Origin of the sequence: Streptomyces sp. F001 (assembly GCF_004187715.1) — a bacterium.
GTDB classification, from domain to species: Bacteria; Actinomycetota; Actinomycetes; order Streptomycetales; family Streptomycetaceae; genus Streptomyces; species Streptomyces flavusporus.
The window spans coordinates 258,130-276,071 of sequence record NZ_QZWF01000009.1 but is presented as its reverse complement, the minus strand read 5'-3'; the positions used below and the strand labels follow the sequence as shown (position 1 = coordinate 276,071).

Annotated in this window: 13 protein-coding genes and 2 pseudogenes; 12 read left to right on the top strand and 3 right to left on the bottom strand. The window is 72.3% G+C overall.

The window, feature by feature from the left end:
- Window positions 1–33: 33 nt before the first annotated feature.
- From ispG to StrepF001_RS28990, 4 genes are all read left to right on the top strand, one after another.
- Window positions 34–1,191, top strand: a complete 1,158-nt coding sequence (ispG, locus tag StrepF001_RS29005; protein WP_129801150.1) for a flavodoxin-dependent (E)-4-hydroxy-3-methylbut-2-enyl-diphosphate synthase — start codon at window positions 34–36, stop codon at window positions 1,189–1,191.
- 220 nt (window positions 1,192–1,411) lie between these two features.
- Complete coding sequence (locus StrepF001_RS29000) at window positions 1,412–2,260, top strand: GNAT family N-acetyltransferase (RefSeq protein WP_129801149.1); 849 nt, start codon at window positions 1,412–1,414, stop codon at window positions 2,258–2,260.
- Window positions 2,261–2,347: 87 nt separating this feature from the next.
- The gene (locus StrepF001_RS28995) at window positions 2,348–3,061 is read left to right on the top strand and encodes a GNAT family N-acetyltransferase (protein WP_129801148.1); all 714 of its coding nucleotides are present in this window, start codon (window positions 2,348–2,350) and stop codon (window positions 3,059–3,061) included.
- The gene (locus tag StrepF001_RS28990; RefSeq protein WP_129801147.1) at window positions 3,025–4,728 is read left to right on the top strand and encodes a proline--tRNA ligase; all 1,704 of its coding nucleotides are present in this window, start codon (window positions 3,025–3,027) and stop codon (window positions 4,726–4,728) included. The genes StrepF001_RS28995 and StrepF001_RS28990 overlap by 37 nt, the downstream gene beginning before the upstream one ends.
- Window positions 4,729–4,789: 61 nt before the next feature.
- Here StrepF001_RS28990 and StrepF001_RS28985 read toward each other — a convergent pair whose 3' ends face one another.
- The 3 genes from StrepF001_RS28985 to StrepF001_RS28975 are packed head-to-tail and all read right to left on the bottom strand — an operon-like array spanning window position 4,790 to window position 6,732.
- On the bottom strand, window positions 4,790–5,689 hold the full coding sequence (locus StrepF001_RS28985; protein ID WP_129801146.1) for an aminoglycoside phosphotransferase family protein: 900 nt from the start codon (window positions 5,687–5,689) through the stop codon (window positions 4,790–4,792).
- A 27-nt stretch (window positions 5,690–5,716) separates the two neighbouring features.
- Window positions 5,717–6,220 carry a ferritin-like domain-containing protein gene (locus StrepF001_RS28980; RefSeq protein WP_129801145.1) on the bottom strand — a complete coding sequence of 168 codons (504 nt, stop codon included), beginning with the start codon at window positions 6,218–6,220 and terminating at the stop codon, window positions 5,717–5,719.
- Complete coding sequence (locus StrepF001_RS28975) at window positions 6,217–6,732, bottom strand: hypothetical protein (RefSeq protein WP_129801144.1); 516 nt, start codon at window positions 6,730–6,732, stop codon at window positions 6,217–6,219. Before StrepF001_RS28975 ends, StrepF001_RS28980 begins: the two co-directional genes overlap by 4 nt.
- A gap of 194 nt (window positions 6,733–6,926) precedes the next feature.
- Here StrepF001_RS28975 and rimP point away from each other — a divergent pair, with 194 nt between their 5' ends.
- From rimP to StrepF001_RS28935, 8 genes and pseudogenes are all read left to right on the top strand, one after another.
- The gene (gene rimP, locus StrepF001_RS28970; protein WP_129801143.1) at window positions 6,927–7,436 is read left to right on the top strand and encodes a ribosome maturation factor RimP; all 510 of its coding nucleotides are present in this window, start codon (window positions 6,927–6,929) and stop codon (window positions 7,434–7,436) included.
- 2 nt (window positions 7,437–7,438) lie between these two features.
- Window positions 7,439–8,425, top strand: a complete 987-nt coding sequence (gene nusA, locus StrepF001_RS28965; RefSeq protein WP_129801142.1) for a transcription termination factor NusA — start codon at window positions 7,439–7,441, stop codon at window positions 8,423–8,425.
- Between the two features lie 102 nt (window positions 8,426–8,527).
- Entirely contained in the window at window positions 8,528–8,824 is a 297-nt protein-coding gene (locus StrepF001_RS28960) for a YlxR family protein (protein ID WP_129801141.1), read from the top strand.
- 146 nt (window positions 8,825–8,970) lie between these two features.
- Window positions 8,971–12,059, top strand: a pseudogene (infB, locus tag StrepF001_RS50150) (translation initiation factor IF-2).
- Between the two features lie 207 nt (window positions 12,060–12,266).
- On the top strand, window positions 12,267–12,560 hold the full coding sequence (locus tag StrepF001_RS28950) for a DUF503 domain-containing protein (RefSeq protein ID WP_129801140.1): 294 nt from the start codon (window positions 12,267–12,269) through the stop codon (window positions 12,558–12,560).
- A gap of 38 nt (window positions 12,561–12,598) precedes the next feature.
- Window positions 12,599–13,045: a 30S ribosome-binding factor RbfA gene (gene rbfA / locus StrepF001_RS28945; protein ID WP_129801139.1), complete on the top strand. Its 447-nt coding sequence runs from the start codon at window positions 12,599–12,601 to the stop codon at window positions 13,043–13,045.
- Window positions 13,042–13,947 (top strand): tRNA pseudouridine(55) synthase TruB, encoded by a 906-nt coding sequence (truB, locus tag StrepF001_RS28940; protein WP_129801138.1) that lies wholly within the window; start codon window positions 13,042–13,044, stop codon window positions 13,945–13,947. Before rbfA ends, truB begins: the two co-directional genes overlap by 4 nt.
- 244 nt (window positions 13,948–14,191) lie before the next feature.
- Window positions 14,192–17,883, top strand: a pseudogene (locus StrepF001_RS28935) (trypsin-like peptidase domain-containing protein).
- Window positions 17,884–17,942: the final 59 nt, after the last annotated feature.

The following is a 17,942-nucleotide window of genomic DNA, read 5'->3' as shown; positions in this document are numbered from 1 at the left end:
GACCTTGATCCACGACTTGGGGTTGCACAGCAGATGACTGCGATTTCTCTCGGCATGCCGTCCGTTCCGACCAAGCTCGCCGAGCGCCGGAAGAGCCGGCAGATCCAGGTCGGATCCGTGGCGGTGGGCGGAGACGCGCCGGTGTCGGTGCAGTCCATGACCACGACCCGTACGTCGGACATCGGCGCGACCCTTCAGCAGATCGCCGAGCTGACGGCGTCCGGCTGCCAGATCGTCCGGGTCGCCTGTCCGACCCAGGACGATGCGGACGCGCTGGCGACCATCGCGCGCAAGTCGCAGATCCCGGTGATCGCGGACATCCACTTCCAGCCGAAGTACGTGTTCGCCGCGATCGAGGCCGGCTGCGCCGCGGTCCGGGTCAACCCCGGCAACATCAAGCAGTTCGACGACAAGGTCAAGGAGATCGCGGGGGCCGCGAAGGAGCACGGCACGCCGATCCGGATCGGCGTGAACGCGGGCTCGCTGGACCGGCGGCTGCTGCAGAAGTACGGCAAGGCGACGCCGGAGGCGCTGGTGGAGTCGGCGCTGTGGGAGGCGTCGCTGTTCGAGGAGCACGACTTCCGGGACATCAAGATCTCGGTGAAGCACAACGACCCGGTCGTGATGATCGAGGCGTACCGGCAGCTGGCCGCGCAGTGCGACTACCCGCTGCATCTGGGCGTCACGGAGGCGGGCCCGGCGTTCCAGGGCACGATCAAGTCGGCGGTCGCCTTCGGTGCACTGCTGTCGCAGGGCATCGGCGACACGATCCGGGTGTCCCTGTCCGCTCCGCCCGCCGAGGAGGTCAAGGTCGGCATCCAGATCCTGGAGTCGCTGAACCTCAAGGAGCGTGGTCTGGAGATCGTCTCCTGCCCGTCCTGCGGGCGTGCCCAGGTCGATGTGTACAAGCTGGCCGAGGAGGTCACCGCCGGCCTTGAGGGCATGGAGGTCCCGCTGCGCGTCGCGGTCATGGGGTGTGTGGTGAACGGCCCCGGCGAGGCCCGCGAGGCCGACCTCGGCGTCGCCTCCGGCAACGGCAAGGGGCAGATCTTCGTCAAGGGCGAGGTCATCAAGACCGTCCCCGAGTCGAAGATCGTCGAGACGCTGATCGAAGAGGCCATGAAGATCGCCGAGCAGATGGAGCAGGAGGGGGTGACGAGCGGGGAGCCGTCGGTTTCGGTGGCGGGCTGAAGGTTTGCCTTTCGGCGCCGGTCGGCATATCTCAGCCCGTCCGGCGCTTGAGGACGAGGCCCGTTCAGGGCCGAAGCGGGGGTCTGGGGGCGGCAGCCCCCAGGGCGGGGTGGTGGCCGACGGTCACCTTCAAGCGAGCGGCAACCAACACAGGGCGGCACGGCAAAGCTTCCGCAGGTACAGTGCGGGGACCAGCAGACCCGACCCTGAGGCCCCGCCCGTGCTGACCCAGACGACCTCCCGGGTCCTCGAACCGAGCGACCTGGACGCCGCGCTCGCCGTCCTCGACCGTGAGCCCGTGGCGAACGCCTTTGTGACGTCCCGGGTCCAGGTCGCCGGACTGGACCCCTGGCGGCTCGGCGGCGAGATGTGGGGCTGGTACGAGGACGGCATGCTGACGTCCCTGTGCTACGCGGGCGCCAACCTCGTCCCCATCTGTGCCACGCCCCGCTCGGTCCGCGCCTTCGCCGACCGAGCGAGAAGGGCGGGCCGCCGCTGCTCCTCCATCGTGGGTCCCGCCGAACCCACCGCCCAGCTGTGGCGTCTCCTCGAACCGCAGTGGGGCCCGGCCCGCGATGTCCGCGCACACCAGCCGCTCATGGTCACCGACCGCATGCCCGCCGACATCGCCCCGGACCCCTACGTCCGCCGCGTCCGCAAGGACGAGATGGAGACGATCATGCCGGCCTGCGTGGCTATGTTCACGGAGGAGGTCGGCGTCTCCCCGCTGGCCGGTGACGGCGGTCTCCTCTACCAGGCCCGCGTCGCCGAACTCGTCGGCTCCGGCCGCTCCTTCGCCCGCCTCGACGAGCACGGCAAGGTCGTCTTCAAGGCCGAGATCGGCGCCGCGACCGACCGCGCCTGCCAGATCCAGGGCGTGTGGGTGGCCCCCGAGTACCGGGGGAGGGGCCTTGCGGCTCCCGGCATGGCAGCGGTCCTGCGCTACGCCCTCACCGACGTCGCCCCGGTGGTCAGCCTGTACGTCAACGACTACAACACGGCGGCGAGAAGGACGTACAGGAGAGTGGGTTTCCAGGAGATCGGTGCCTTCATGAGTGTCCTGTTCTGAACCAACCCAGGGGCGCGGGGAACTGCGCGACCGGCCCCCACTCACCTGCACCGGGACGACAACAGCAACCCCCTGTACGCTCCCTCCATGCGCTTCCCCGGTCACGACCCCCACCACCGTGAAGACATCGTGATCGGCCCTCTCGACCTCCCGTCCAGGGTGGACGAAGCCCTCGCTGTCCAAGCGGTGGCGTTCGGCCTCGGCGCCGACGAAATCGCCGTACGCCGACAGATCGTGCTGCGACACATGACCTACCCGGGCGCCCGCGCCCTCGGCGCCACCACCCCCGACGGACGCCTCGTGGGTTTTGTGTACGGCATGCCCAACGACCGCACCCACTGGTGGTCCACCATCGTCGAGCCCTACCTCCGCGCCCAGGGCCTCGACGACTGGCTCGACAACTCCTTCGTGATCACCGAGCTGCATGTGCATCCGCGCTACCAGAACCGCGGTATCGGTCGTGTCCTGATCACCGCGATCACCGACACCGCCGACGAGCCCCGCTCCATCCTCTCCGCCATCGACACCGACAGCCCGGCCCGCGGCCTGTACCACTCCCTCGGCTACGTCGACCTCGCCCGCCAGGTCCTCTTCCCCAGCGCCCCCAAGCCGTACGCCGTGATGGGCGCCCCCTCCCGCTCCGCCGCCGCGGTTAACCGATTTCCACCGTCCGGCACCGCCCGGCTAACCTCCTTGCCATCACCCTCCCCACTCTCGGCTTCGCACGAGCGGGGGGACCCCCATCCGGCAGGAGTACGAGAACGATGGCGAACGCACCGGTCCAGCGCATGTCCCAGTTGATGGCGAAGACGCTGCGCGACGACCCGGCGGACGCCGAGGTCCTCAGCCACAAGCTGCTCGTCCGCGCCGGCTACGTCCGCCGTACCGCCGCCGGGGTGTGGACCTGGCTGCCGCTCGGCAAGAAGGTCCTCGCCAACGTGGAGCGGATCGTCCGTGAGGAGATGGACGCGATCGGCGCCCAGGAGGTGCTGCTCCCCGCCCTGCTGCCGAGGGAGCCGTACGAGGCGACCGGCCGCTGGGACGAGTACGGCCCCGAGCTGTTCCGCCTGCAGGACCGCAAGGGCGGCGACTACCTCCTCGGCCCCACCCACGAGGAGATCTTCACCCTCCTCGTGAAGGACCAGGCGTCCTCGTACAAGGACCTGCCGGTGATCCTCTACCAGATCCAGACCAAGTTCCGCGACGAGGCCCGGCCCCGGGCCGGCATCCTGCGCGGCCGCGAGTTCCTGATGAAGGACTCCTACTCCTTCGACCTCGCCGACGAGGGCCTCGCCGAGTCGTACGCCCTGCACCGCCAGGCCTACCAGAAGGTCTTCGAGCGCCTCGGCCTCGACTACCGCATCTGCGCCGCGACCGCGGGCGCGATGGGCGGCTCGAAGTCGGAGGAGTTCCTCGCCCCGGCCGGCGCCGGCGAGGACACCTTCGCGGACTGCCCCCACTGCGACTTCGCAGCCAACACCGAGGCGATCTCGTACGAGCTCAAGCCGGTGGACGCCTCCGACGTCCCGGCCGCCGAGGAGATCCCGACCCCGGACACCCCCACCATCGAGACCCTCGCCGCATCGCTCGGCGTCCCGGCCTCCGCCACCCTGAAGAACCTCCTCGTCAAGGTGGACGGCGAGATCGTCGCCGTCGGCGTCCCCGGCGACCGCGAGGTCGACATGGACAAGGTCGAGGCACACTTCGCCCCGGCCGTCGTCGAGATGGTCACCGAGGCGGACTTCGCGGGCCGGCCGGACCTGGTCCGTGGCTACGTCGGCCCGCAGGGCCTGGGCGAGAAGGTCAAGTACCTCGCTGACCCGCGCGTGGCCCCCGGCACCTCGTGGATCACGGGCGCCAACAAGGAGCACACGCACGCGAAGAACGTCGTCGCGGGCCGTGACTTCGAGGTCGACGAGTACGTGGACGTGGTCGTGGTCCAGGAGGGCGACCCCTGCCCGAAGTGCGGCACCGGCCTCAAGCTGGACCGCGCCATCGAGATCGGCCACATCTTCCAGCTGGGCCGCAAGTACACCGACGCCCTCAAGCTCGACGTCCTCGGCCAGAACGGCAAGCCGGTCCGGGTGACGATGGGTTCCTACGGCATCGGCGTCTCCCGCGCGGTGGCCGCCCTCGCCGAGCAGACTGCCGACGACAAGGGCCTGTGCTGGCCCAAGGAGGTCGCCCCGGCCGACGTGCATGTCGTCGCCGCCGGCAAGGCCCTGCAGACGGAACTCGCCCTCGAGGTCGCCGAGAAGCTCGCTGCGGCCGGCGTTCGCGTCCTGGTCGACGACCGGGCCGGCGTCTCGCCGGGCGTGAAGTTCACCGACTCCGAGCTGATCGGCGTCCCGCAGATCCTGGTCGCCGGCCGCCGCTCCGCCGAGGGCGTGCTCGAGCTGAAGGACCGCAGGACCGGCGAGCGCGAGGAACTCCCGGTCGACGAGGCGATCGCCCGCCTCACGGCGTGACCCCCCGGCCTCCGGGGACGGACGGCGGAAGCTGCTCGTCCCCGGAAGCGCCCGGCGGGCCTCACAACCAGCCCGCGAACTCCAGCAGCAGTTCCCCGTCCTGAGTCCGCCCCACCCGGCGGGCCCGCACCCCCGACTCCACGGCCCGGAACAGCGTCCAGCCGCGCAGCCGCTCCTGGTCGACGTCCAGGGACTCCGCGAGGCGCTTGACACGCCGGCGGGTCGTCGCGGCGCCCGAGGGCGAGGCGATCAGGTCCTCCACCCGGTCGCGGACGAGGCGGGCCAGATCGAACGCGCACTCCCCGACCACCGGGTCCGGTCCCACCGCCAGCCACGGCATCCGGTCACCGGCGAGCACCTTGCTCTGCCGGAAGGTGCCGTGCAGCAGCCGGTGCTCCGGCGGTGCGCTCAGCAGCTCCGCACGGGCCGCGAGCGCCGCATCGACCAGCGGCGCCGCGTCCGGGTCGCCCGCAACACTCGCCCACATCGCCTCGGCCTGCCGCCCGGTCCGCTCGGCCACGGTCTCGAAGGTGTGCTCTCCCGGCGGCGCCACCCACAGCCGCCGCAGCGTGCCCGCCGCCTCCAGCAGCGCCTTCGCCTCCGGCAGCGACCGCACCGACACATCCGGATGCAGCCGCTCCAGCAGCAGCGCGCCGTCGTCGGCGACCGGTTCGAGCAGCTGTACGGCGCCCAGGCCGCTCCAGTGCGCAAGCGCGGCCCCCTCGCTCTCCGGCCGGGCCCGGGGCGGCGCCAGCTTCAGCACCGCGGGCGTCCCGTCCGCCCGCCGCACCAGCAGCACCAGGCTGCTCCGCCCGCCCGGCACCTGCACGCGTTCCACGGTCAACTCGCGTAGAGCAACGGCCCGTTGGGCGACCTCCGGCAGCTTCTCCAACCAGGCGTCACCGTCCGGTGCCGTCTCACCGAGCGCCCTGACCAGACGCCGCGGCGGTTCGAAAGCCATACGCGAGTCGATTCCTTTCTGTACGGGTTACGCCGCCGGCGCCGAAGCCGAAGGCGGTGCCGAGGCCGGGGGAGTGGCCGTTTCCGGCTCCGGGTCCGTGGCCGCCCGCTCGGCGAGACCAGGGAAGGCTACGCTCCCGCCGCGCCAGCGCACCGCCCGCACCGCCGCCTCCCGCAGCGCGGCCACGGCCGTGCCCCGCAGCCCGCCCCCGGCCGCCCGCACCAGGTCGGAGTACACGCCGGCCACACGTTCCTCCAGCTCGGCGGCGAGCCGTACGGCCGTCGTCGAGTCCGTCACCGGGAACGGCAACGCGTATCCGCCGGCCGCGGCGACCGGCTCACCGCCCAGGTCCCGCACCGCGCGCACCAGAGCGTCACGCCGCGCGCGATGGGCGTCGTACGCCGCCCGCGCCTGAGTGCGCCGACCTTCGTCGATCCTCCCGCCGACCACCCCGTACCCGTACACGGCGGCGTGCTCGGCGGCCAGCGCCGCCTGGAGTGCCCGCAGCTCCCCGTCCTCCGCCTCGCTCATCTCTCACCCTCCGTCAGCAGGTACGCGTGCGCCGCCCCGGCCGCCGCCACCGAGGCCAACAGCCGTGCCAGTTCGCCCGGCAGGTCGAGCAGCGCCTCGGCCCGCCGGTCCGCGAGCGCCCGCTCGGCGCCGGCGAGCCGCGCGAGTGCATCCTTCTCACTGCTCGGCACCGGGGACGGTGCCGGGGACGGTGCGGAAACCGTGGGCGACGCCTTCGCCATCGTGTCCCCGAACGCCTCGGCATGCCGCGCGGTCTCGTCCCGCAACGGCCGCAACCGCTCGGCCAGCGCGGGATGTACGGCCATCACCGCGTCGTACTCGTCCACGAGTCCGCCGCTGTCCCGGGCCGCACGCGCGCGTGCCCGGTCGGCGACGGACGGACTGCCGCCGGTGGCGCCGGAGTCCTCGGGCCCGCCGGAGCAGCCCGTGAGGAACGCGACGCCCGCGGCCGAGGCGAGCAGGGTCCTTCTGCGCGGTCCCGAACGGGTGCGCGGAGACAGGGGAAACGGCACGGCTGACGTCCTCGAAGGCTCGTACGAAAGGACAGGGCGGCACGCCCGTGATCACCGTACCCGCGTACACGTGTCCGACCACTCATCGGCACCGCTCGAACACAGGTGGACGGCAACACTCCCTGCGACCGGATACCCTTTGACCAGACACGCGACCAACCCACAACAGCACACGCGGCCGAGGAGTCACCCGGATGAGCACCACCCAGAGCGAGAGGCTGCGAGAACTGCTGGAACCGCTCGTCACCTCCCAGGGCCTCGATCTCGAAGAGATCGCAGTGGACTCCGTCGGACGCAAGCGGGTGCTGCGCGTCGTCGTCGACTCCGACACCGGAGCGGACCTGGACCGGATCGCCGATGTGAGCCGTGTGCTCTCGGCGAAGCTCGACGAGACGGACGCGATGGGTGAGGGCGAGTACACCCTCGAGGTCGGAACCCCGGGCGCGGAACGCCTCCTCACGCAGCACCGGCACTATGTGCGCGCCACCGGCCGGCTGGTCAGATTCCAGCTGGCCGAGGGCGAAGAGCTGGTGGCCAGAATCCTCACCGTCGACGACGAGGGCGTCGACCTCGAGGTACCCGGGGTCAAGGGGCGCAAGCCCACGGCGCGCAGGCTGCCCTTCGAGGACATCGCCAAGGCGCGCGTCCAGGTCGAGTTCAGCCGCAAGGACAAGAAGGACATGAAGGAAGAGGAGGAGGCGTAGCCGTGGACATCGACATGAGTGCCCTGCGGGGCTTGGTTCGGGAGAAGGAGATCTCCTTCGACCTGCTCGTCGAAGCGATCGAGGCGGCCCTCCTCATCGCCTACCACCGCACCGAGGGAAGCCGCCGACACGCGCGCGTGGAGCTCAACCGGGAGACCGGACATGTGACCGTGTGGGCGAAGGAGGATCCCGAGGACCTCGAGGAGGGCCAGGAGCCCCGCGAGTTCGACGACACCCCGTCCGGTTTCGGCCGGATCGCCGCGACCACCGCCAAGCAGGTCATCCTGCAGCGGCTGCGCGACGCCGAGGACGACGCCACGCTCGGTGAGTACGCCGGCCGCGAGGGCGACATCGTCACCGGCGTGGTGCAGCAGGGGCGCGACCCCAAGAACGTGCTCGTCGACATCGGCAAGCTGGAGGCGATCCTGCCGGTGCAGGAGCAGGTGCCGGGCGAGACGTACCCGCACGGCATGCGGCTCCGCTCGTACGTCGTACGAGTGGCGAAGGGCGTGCGCGGCCCCTCGGTGACCCTGTCCCGGACGCATCCCAATCTGGTGAAGAAACTGTTCGCCCTGGAGGTGCCGGAGATCGCCGACGGGTCGGTCGAGATCGCGGCCATCGCGCGCGAGGCCGGTCACCGCACCAAGATCGCCGTCCGCTCCACCCGGTCGGGTCTGAACGCCAAGGGCGCCTGCATCGGCCCCATGGGCGGCCGGGTGCGCAACGTGATGGGCGAGCTGAACGGCGAGAAGATCGACATCGTCGACTGGTCGGACGACCCGGCGGAAATGGTGGCGAACGCGCTGTCCCCCGCGCGGGTGTCCAAGGTCGATGTCGTGGACATGGCGGCCCGCTCCGCGCGCGTGACGGTGCCGGACTATCAGCTGTCGCTGGCGATCGGCAAGGAGGGGCAGAATGCCCGGCTTGCGGCCCGCCTCACCGGCTGGCGGATCGACATCCGTCCGGACACCGAACAGCCCGGGGAATAGATCCAGACCGCAGGGCGCTAGGAACACGACAGATCTGCGTGCAGCAACTGTTCGACCTCTGCCCCAAAGGGGTGAGGTCGGTGCGGGGAGGTAGACTTAACCGTGTCTGGCCGGACGCCTGCTCGCGCATGTCCTGAACGCACGTGTGTGGGGTGCCGGGAGCGAGCGGCCAAGACGGATCTGCTGCGCATCGTGGCGATCAAGGACGCATGTGTCCCTGATCCTCGCGGTACGCTGCCCGGCCGGGGTGCATATGTGCACCCCGCCCTGGTCTGTATCGACCAGGCGGTACGCCGCCGGGCGTTCACGCGGGCGCTGCGCGCCCCGGGTGCGCTCGACACAAAGGCGTTGCGCCGGTACGTCGAGCAGACAACAGTTGCTGAGCAGGCAACACCGTAAGAAGCGTCGTGCGGAACCCCGTGCGGCCCTGGTACCTCGCGAGTCGAAAGCAGGTCGAGATTGCGATGAGCACTCGATGAGTACGCGATGAGTACGCCCATGAAGTAGCGACGGTCCGGCCGCAACCCGGACCTAAAAGGAGCGAAGTGGCTAAGGTCCGGGTATACGAACTCGCCAAGGAGTTCGGGGTTGAGAGCAAGGTCGTCATGGCCAAGCTCCAGGAACTCGGTGAATTCGTCCGTTCGGCGTCTTCGACCATCGAAGCGCCCGTTGTCCGCAAGCTGACGGACGCCCTCCAGCAGGGCAACGGAGGCGGCAAGTCCGCCCCCGCACGCAAGGCTGCCCCGGCGAAGCCGGCAGCCCCCTCCCGGCGCAGGCTGCCCGTCCGGCCGCCCCGCGCCCGCCGGCCCCCAAGCCGGCCGCCGAGAAGCCCGCGGCTCCTGCCGCGCCGGCCACTCCCGGCCCCCGTCCCACTCCGGCCCGAAGCCCGCGCCGCGGCCCGCCCCGGCGTCCCCGGCTCCGACCACGCCCGAGTTCACGGCGCCCCCGTCGGCTCCCGCCGCACCGGCCGCCTCCCAGGGCTCCGGTCCGCGTCCGGGCGCCCCGCGTCCGGCCGGCCAGGCCCCGCGTCCGGGCGCCCCGCGTCCGGGTGGCCCCGGCCAGGGCCGTGGTGACCGCGGCGACCGTTCCGGCGCTCCGCGCCCGGGTGGCGGCGCCCCGCGTCCCGGTGCCCGTCCGGCCGGTCCCCGTCCGGGCAACAACCCGTTCACCTCTGGTGGCTCCACCGGCATGGCGCGCCCGCAGGCGCCCCGTCCGGGCGGCGCTCCGCGTCCGGGCGGCCCCGGTGCTCCCGGCGGCGCCCCGCGTCCGCAGGGCCAGGGCCAGGGCGGTCCCCGTCCCCAGGGCGCGGCGGGCGGTCCTCGTCCGCAGGCTCCGGGCGGTCAGCGTCCCACCCCGGGCGGCATGCCCCGCCCGCAGGGCGGCGGCCCGCGTCCCGGCGGCGGTCCGGTGGTCCGCGTCCCAACCCGGCATGATGCCGCAGCGTCCTGCTGCCGGCCCGCGTCCCGGTGGCGGTGGCCCCGGTGGCCGTGGTCCCGGTGGCGGCGGTCGTCCCGGTGGCGGCGGCGGTCGCCCGGGTGGCGGCGGCTTCGCCGGTCGTCCCGGTGGTGGCGGCGGCGGCTTCGCCGGCCGTCCCGGTGGTCCCGGTGGCGGTGGCGGCGGTTTCGCCGGTCGTCCGGGTGGTCCCGGTGGCGGCGGTGGCCGTCCCGGCTTCGGTGGTCGTCCCGGTGGTCCCGGTGGCCGTGGTGGCACGCAGGGTGCCTTCGGTCGTCCCGGCGGTCCCGCGCGTCGTGGCCGTAAGTCGAAGCGGCAGAGGCGCCAGGAGTACGAGGCCATGCAGGCCCCGTCGGTCGGCGGTGTGATGCTGCCTCGCGGCAACGGCGAGTCCATTCGCCTGTCGCGCGGTGCGTCGCTCACCGACTTCGCGGAGAAGATCAACGCCAATCCGGCGTCGCTCGTCGCGGTCATGATGAACCTCGGCGAGATGGTCACCGCGACCCAGTCCGTCTCCGACGAGACGCTGGAACTCCTGGCCAGCGAGATGAACTACACGGTTCAGATCGTCAGCCCCGAGGAGGAGGACCGCGAGCTGCTCGAGTCCTTCGACATCGAGTTCGGCGAGGACGAGGGCGACGAGGAGGACCTGGTGGTCCGTCCGCCGGTCGTCACCGTCATGGGTCACGTCGACCACGGTAAGACCCGACTGCTCGACGCCATCCGCAAGACGAACGTCATCGCGGGCGAGGCCGGCGGCATCACCCAGCACATCGGTGCCTACCAGGTCGCGACCGAGGTCAACGACGAAGAGCGCAAGATCACCTTCATCGACACCCCGGGTCACGAGGCGTTCACCGCCATGCGTGCCCGTGGTGCGAAGTCGACCGACATCGCGATCCTGGTCGTCGCGGCCAACGACGGCGTCATGCCGCAGACGGTCGAGGCGCTCAACCACGCCAAGGCGGCCGACGTCCCGATCGTCGTCGCGGTCAACAAGATCGACGTCGAGGGCGCCGACCCGACCAAGGTGCGCGGTCAGCTCACCGAGTACGGCCTGGTGGCCGAGGAGTACGGCGGCGACACGATGTTCGTCGACATCTCCGCCAAGCAGGGTCTGCACATCGACTCCCTGCTGGAGGCCGTGATCCTCACGGCCGACGCCTCGCTCGACCTGCGGGCCAACCCGGCCCAGGACGCGCAGGGCATCTCGATCGAGTCCCGTCTCGACCGCGGCCGTGGTGCCGTGGCGACGGTCCTCGTCCAGCGAGGCACGCTGCGGGTCGGCGACACGATGGTCGTGGGCGACGCCTACGGTCGTGTGCGCGCCATGCTCGACGACAACGGCAACAACGTCGCCGAGGCGGGCCCGTCGACGCCGGTCCAGGTCCTGGGCCTGACCAACGTCCCGGGCGCGGGCGACAACTTCCTCGTCGTCGAGGAGGACCGTACGGCCCGCCAGATCGCCGAGAAGCGTGCCGCCCGCGAGCGCAACGCGGCCTTCGCCAAGCGCACGCGTCGCGTCTCGCTGGAGGACCTGGACAAGGTGCTCAAGGCCGGCGAGGTCCAGCAGCTGAACCTGATCATCAAGGGTGACGCTTCTGGTTCCGTCGAGGCCCTGGAGTCCTCCCTGCTCCAGCTGGACGTCGGCGAAGAGGTCGACATCCGCGTCCTGCACCGCGGTGTCGGTGCGGTCACGGAGTCCGACATCGACCTGGCGATGGGCTCCGACGCCATCGTGATCGGCTTCAACGTCCGTGCGGCCGGCCGCGCGGCGCAGATGGCCGAGCGCGAGGGTGTGGACGTCCGCTACTACTCGGTCATCTACCAGGCGATCGAGGAGATCGAGGCGGCCCTCAAGGGCATGCTCAAGCCGGAGTTCGAGGAGGTCGAGCTCGGTACGGCGGAGATCCGCGAGGTCTTCAAGTCGTCCAAGCTGGGCAACATCGCGGGTGTGCTCATCCGCTCCGGCGAGGTCAAGCGCAACACCAAGGCGCGCCTCGTCCGCGACGGCAAGGTCATCGCGGAGAACCTCAACATCGAGGGTCTGCGTCGCTTCAAGGACGACGTCACCGAGATCCGCGAAGGGTTCGAGGGCGGTATCAACCTCGGCAACTTCAACGACATCAAGGTCGACGACGTCATCGCGACGTACGAGATGCGGGAGAAGCCGCGGGCGTAATCGCCCCGACGGTTTGTGCTGGCCGGCGGGACTTCGGTCCTGCCGGCCAGCGCGCCGTGTTCCGGGGGCTCCACCCCCGGACCCGGCCTGTGCGGGCGAAAAGAATCCCGTCGAGCCATCCGCCCGTTCGTTGTACCTTTCTGATGTCCCTGCCGACTGAACAGCGGGGCCATCGATCCCGTACCGGCGGGTGAACCGGTTACATACATGTATGTGGGGACGCTGTCCTTCGACCTGCTTCTCGGCGACGTACGGTCGCTGAAGGAGAAGCGCTCCGTCGTCCGTCCGATCGTCGCGGAACTCCAGCGGAAGTACGCCGTGAGCGCGGCCGAGGTGGATCACATGGACCTTCATCGCAGGGCCCTCATCGGTCTCGCGATGGTGTCCGGCGACGCGGGGCACCTGACGGACGTACTGGACCGGTGCGAGCGGCTGGTCGCCGGCCGCCCCGAGGTGGAGCTGCTGTCCGTGAGACGCCGCTTCCACGGCGACGACGACTGACCGAAGAACGTAGACAGGAAAGAACGGGAGACGGACCAGTGGCCGACAACGCGCGGGCCAAGAGGCTGGCGGACCTCATCCGAGAGGTGGTGGCCCAGAAGCTGCAGCGCGGGATCAAGGACCCGCGGCTCGGCTCGCACGTCACCATCACGGACACCCGGGTGACGGGCGATCTGCGGGAGGCGACCGTCTTCTACACCGTGTACGGGGACGAAGAGGAGCGGGCGGCCGCGGCCGCCGGTCTGGAGAGCGCCAAGGGCATCCTGCGCTCCGAGGTCGGCAGGGCGGCCGGTGTGAAGTTCACGCCGACCCTGACCTTCGTCGCCGACGCCCTCCCGGACACCGCCCGGACCATCGAGGACCTCCTCGACAAGGCGCGCGCCTCCGACGAGAAGGTGCGCGAGGCGGCCACCGGCGCCACATACGCCGGAGACGCCGACCCGTACAAGAAGCCGGGTGACGACGAGGACGACACCACCGAATGACCCAGAAGCACACCACGCCCGACGGCCTCGTCATCGTCGACAAGCCGTCGGGCTTCACTTCGCACGACGTGGTCGCCAAGATGCGCGGCATCGCCAGGACGCGCCGCGTCGGCCACGCCGGCACCCTCGACCCGATGGCGACCGGCGTCCTCGTCCTCGGCGTCGAGAAGGCGACCAAGCTCCTCGGGCACCTCGCGCTGACCGAGAAGGAGTACCTGGGCACGATCCGCCTGGGCCAGACGACCGTGACGGACGATGCCGAGGGCGAGATCACGGGGTCGGTCGACGCCTCGAAGGTCACCCGGGAAGCCATCGACGCCGGGATCACCAAGCTGACCGGCGACATCATGCAGGTACCGTCCAAGGTCAGCGCCATCAAGATCAACGGCGTGCGCTCGTACAAGCGGGCGCGGGAGGGCGAGGACTTCGACATCCCGGCCCGCCGGGTGACGGTGTCGTCGTTCAGCGTGTACGACGTCCGGGACGCCGTTGCCGAGGACGGCACCCCCGTGCTCGACCTGGTCGTGTCGGTGGTCTGCTCCTCCGGCACCTACATCCGCGCCCTCGCCCGCGACCTGGGCGCCGACCTCGGCGTCGGCGGCCACCTCACCGCGCTGCGCCGGACGCGCGTCGGACCGTACAAGCTCGACTCGGCCCGTACCCTCGACCAGCTCCAGGAGGAGCTGACCGTCATGCCGATCGCCGAGGCCGCCGCGGCCGCGTTCCCGCGCTGGGACGTGGACACCAGACGGGCCCGGCTGCTCACCAACGGTGTCCGGCTCGACATGCCCGACGTGTACGCGGACCGTGGCCCGGTGGCCGTCTTCGACCCCGAGGGCCGCTTCCTCGCGCTCGTGGAGGAGCAGCGGGGCAAGGCGAAAAGCCTCGCCGTCTTCGGCTGACGGCTCGGGACTGCCCGTGGAGCGGCGGTCACGGGGTCGTGCACTCCCGCCGCTCCACGGTCCCCCTCGGTTCCCCCATCCCTAGGGTGTATCCAACGACCCCTTCCCGTTCACCCGTCCGGGCAGGCGCTCGGAGTGAACCGGGGGAGTGCAAGGGGGCGCGTTGGGCCCGCGATCTGTCCGTCTGATCATCCCGCCCCTACCGTCGAACGCAGGGCACGTGTACGACGGGGGAGGTTCGACCATGGCGGTACGGGGCCGGCGGACCGCACCGCAGCCCGGCTCGCGTGAGAACGCCGGGCGCGCGCCACACCACGACGCCCTGGTACGCATCCACGACCTCGCCGGACGCCTGCGCGGCACGGGTGTCGTCGCCGACCACGACGGCACGGTCCTCACCAGCCACGAAACCGTCGACGGGCTGACCCGCCTCGTTCTCCACGACGCCGGGGGCCGCAGCTGTGTCGTCACCGCCGATGCCGTGACCCCGCTGCCCGAGCTCGACCTGGCTCTCGTACAGACCGAGGGCCTCGGCGCGGACCCGCTCCCCGTCACCGTGCGGGACCGCATCGAGAGCGGCACGTATGTGCGGATCGCCGCCGGCGGCTGGCGCGAGGCCCGTGTGCTGGGCGCGACCGGCGTGACGTACACGGCCACGGACGGGTTCCATGTCCTCGACGACGTACTGGAGTTGGCGATCGGTACAGCTGGCAGGGACGCACTGCGGCTGGGCGGCGGCGCGGCAGGGGGACCGGTCGTCGACGTCACGACCGGCGCCGTGGTCGCGGTCCTCGGCACCGCCCTGCAGGCCGGTCACCGCGACACCGGCTTCGCCGTTCCGCTGCACCGCACCGAGAGCGGCCCACTCGCCGACCTGCTCGCCCGCAACGCCGCGACGGTGCCTGCGTACGGGGCCGACCTCAACCTTGCCGGAGTACTGGAGCTGACGGGCACGTCGGTGGGGCAGGACGGGCCGGGCGGGGCGGTTGCGGGGCGCCTCGGCGGGGTGGACGGTGGGGCGGTTGTGGGCCGCCTGGGCGGGTGGACGGTGGGTGGATGAGGGCCGCCTCGGCGGGGTGGGTGCGGGGGCGTTTGCGAGCCGGCTCGGTGTGGACGGTGGGCGCGTTGCGGGCCACCCCGGCCGGGTGGGTGCCGGGGCTGTCTTCGACGCGGTTCAGCCGGTCGAACGGGTGGCGACGGTGCGGGAGTTCGCCGCGTTCACCGCGGGCCCGGCCGTCGTCCTCGGGCTCGTCGGGCCGCCGGGCAGCGGTCGTACGACGGAACTCGCGGCCCTCGCCGACCGCCGCAGCCGGGGTGCGCAACCGGCCCCCACGCTGTGGCTGCGCGGCTCCGACCTGAGGGACGACGACGCCTCGGTGGCGGACGCCGCCCGCCGGGCGCTGACCCGGGCGGCCCGCATCGTGGCGGCGTCCGGCGCCGCCCTGCCCACCGACCTGCGGCATGCCGATCCCGACGGCTCCTCGGTGGATGGCGATGACGCCGATTCCGGGGGCTTGTGCGGCGATCCTGATGCCCCCGACCCCGTCGGCCCGGGCGACATCCGGCCCGAACGGGTCGCCGCCCTGGCCCGCGCCGCGGGCCGCCCCCTGCTGTTGCTGCTCGACGGTCCCGAGGAGATGCCGCCGGTTCTGACTCACCGGCTGCCCGAGTGGACGGACGGGACGGCGAGGTGGCTGCGGGAGACGGGGGCGCGGCTGGTGGTCGCGTGCCGGGCGGAGTACTGGGAGCGGGCGGGGGCGGAGTTCCCGCGGGAGTTCCTTCATGCGGGCGGGCAGTACGACGAAGGCCCCGGCAGCCTTCCGCCCTGCGTCCACCTCGGCGACCTGGACGAGGCCGAGGCCCGCGAGGCCCGCGCCCGCTACGGCCTGCCCGAGGAGCCCTCACCGGCCCCGATGCCCGCCACCCCCTCACCCTCCGCCTCCTCTCCGAGGTCCGCGCCGCGCTCCCGGACGCCCCGGCCAGCAGCGCCGTCGACCGGCATGACGTCCTCTCCGCCCACCTCGACCTGATGTGCCTGCGTGTCGCGGTCCGGCTCGCCGCCGAGAACGGCCTGCGCGGTACCGCCGTACGGCGCCTCGCGGCGAGGGTGGCCGGGCAGGTCCACGAGGCCGCCCGGCGCAGCCTCGGCCCCGGACCGGGCGAACTGGACCGGGAGTCGTTCGAGGCCGTCTTCCCGTGGGGGCCCGCACCCGCTCGGCTCGGCGGCGGATCCGGCTGGGCGGCCGCCGTCCTCACCGAAGGCCTCCTCGTCCCCGCCGGCACCGGCTACCGCTTCGCGCACGAGGAGCTCGCCGACTGGATCCAGGGCACACACCTCGACCTCGACGAGGCCCTGCGCGTCCTGGTCCACCGCCCCTCACCCCGCACACCCCGCACCCCTCCCTTCCGCACCACCGCATCGGCCCCGTCGTCCAGGCCCTCCTCCTCGTCGCCCGCCAGCAGGGCACCCGCCAACTCGCCCGCCGCCTGGAGGAGCTGGTGCACGCCCTGGACGCCGACCCGCGCTCCTGGTGGGCCGCCCGCCTGCTCGCAGAGGTCCTGCGCAGGGTGCCGGACGCCACGCCGTACGTCGGTGTCCTGAGGCTGCTCGCCGACGGCATCGCCGACTGGCAGCGGCAACAGCGGCCCGTCCCCGCGGAGTTCGGGCCCGTCTTCTGGACGGCCCTGCCGCTGCCGGAGGCCGAGCGTCTCGACCTGCTGCGCCGGCTCGTTCGCGCCGACACCACCGCCGGTGGCCCCCGGTACCTCGACGCGGCCGCACACCTCCTCGCCGCCGACCCCACCGCCGTACAACCGCATCTCGCCCGCTGGTTCGACGACGAGCGGCCGTTGCCCGCGACCCCGCACGCCACCGTCGCCACGGCCGCACAGGCGCTGCTGCACACGTACCGGCACCGCGCGCTGGACGACCTCACCGAGGTGCTCGTGGACAGTGCGCACCCGCGCGGCGACGAGCTGCTCGCCGTACTCGCCGAGGAGGAGCCGTCCGCCGTGTGCCGGGCGGTCGACCGGTGGGCGCACGACGGGCGGCCCACGCGGCGGGTGGCGGCGGTGGCGTACGGACTGCGCGCCGCCCCGCACGCGTGCACCGAGGCCGACCGGCAGCTCCTGCGCTACGCCGCCCTCACGCTGCTCGCCCGCCCCGCCGACGGCACGCTGCACGGGGGCGCGCTCGGCATCCTCGTACGGGATCCGCACGCCCGCGCCCGCCACCTCCCGCGGGCGCTCGAACACTTCGTGGCGGGCGATCCCCAGCTGCCGCCCAGCGCGCTGGCCGCGGCCCTGCCCACTCACCCGGAGGCGGTCCTCGACGCCTTCCGCACCCGGCTGCACCGGCCGGACGCGGGGGCGGCGCTGTTCGCGCTCGCCGACGTCACGACACCGGCGCTGGCCCGCCGGGTCGCCGATCTCGTACGGGAGGCCGTGGCGCGCCGCCCGGACCGTGCCGCGGCCGTCGCCGCGTACGTCGACCGGCGCCTCGACCAGGGACCCCTCGCCCGGACCGTACTGTTCCCGCTGGTCACCGGCGTACTGGACGGCGGACCGGAGCCGGTGCGGACGGCGCTCGCCGCCGTGCTCGCCGGCCCCGGCCCCCTGCGCCGCGAACTGCGCGCCTTCCTCCTCGCCCACGAGTGCACGCCCGCCGTCCTGGAGTCCCTGCTACGCGCCGCCGCCCGGCACGACGCCGACGACCTGGGCGGCCTCGTCCACCACACCGGCCTGCTCCTGGTCCGCACCCCGGACGGAGCCACCCGCTTCGACCGCGCCCTCGTCGACCTCGGCCGTGAGGTGCCGGGCTTCGCCGCACGGGCCGCGGGCTGGCTGGCCGACGCCCCGCAGGACTGGGCCGTGGTGGTCGGCCCCAGCACCCGCCGGATGATCGAGAACCTGGCCGGCGTCCGGGTCCCCGCATGACCGGGGACCGGCACGTGGGTCAGGTCACAGCCCCCCATGCCGATGCGGGCCGGACCCCC

Coding starts and splice junctions, on each gene's coding strand:
- StrepF001_RS28985 (WP_129801146.1), bottom strand. CDS start 5,689: ATGGCTTTCGAACCGCCGCGGCGTCTGGTCAGGGCGCTCGGTGAGACG.
- truB (WP_129801138.1), top strand. CDS start 13,042: ATGACCCAGAAGCACACCACGCCCGACGGCCTCGTCATCGTCGACAAG.
- StrepF001_RS28950 (WP_129801140.1), top strand. CDS start 12,267: ATGTATGTGGGGACGCTGTCCTTCGACCTGCTTCTCGGCGACGTACGG.
- StrepF001_RS28990 (WP_129801147.1), top strand. CDS start 3,025: ATGGCGAACGCACCGGTCCAGCGCATGTCCCAGTTGATGGCGAAGACG.
- StrepF001_RS28980 (WP_129801145.1), bottom strand. CDS start 6,220: ATGAGCGAGGCGGAGGACGGGGAGCTGCGGGCACTCCAGGCGGCGCTG.
- StrepF001_RS28995 (WP_129801148.1), top strand. CDS start 2,348: ATGCGCTTCCCCGGTCACGACCCCCACCACCGTGAAGACATCGTGATC.
- rimP (WP_129801143.1), top strand. CDS start 6,927: ATGAGCACCACCCAGAGCGAGAGGCTGCGAGAACTGCTGGAACCGCTC.
- ispG (WP_129801150.1), top strand. CDS start 34: ATGACTGCGATTTCTCTCGGCATGCCGTCCGTTCCGACCAAGCTCGCC.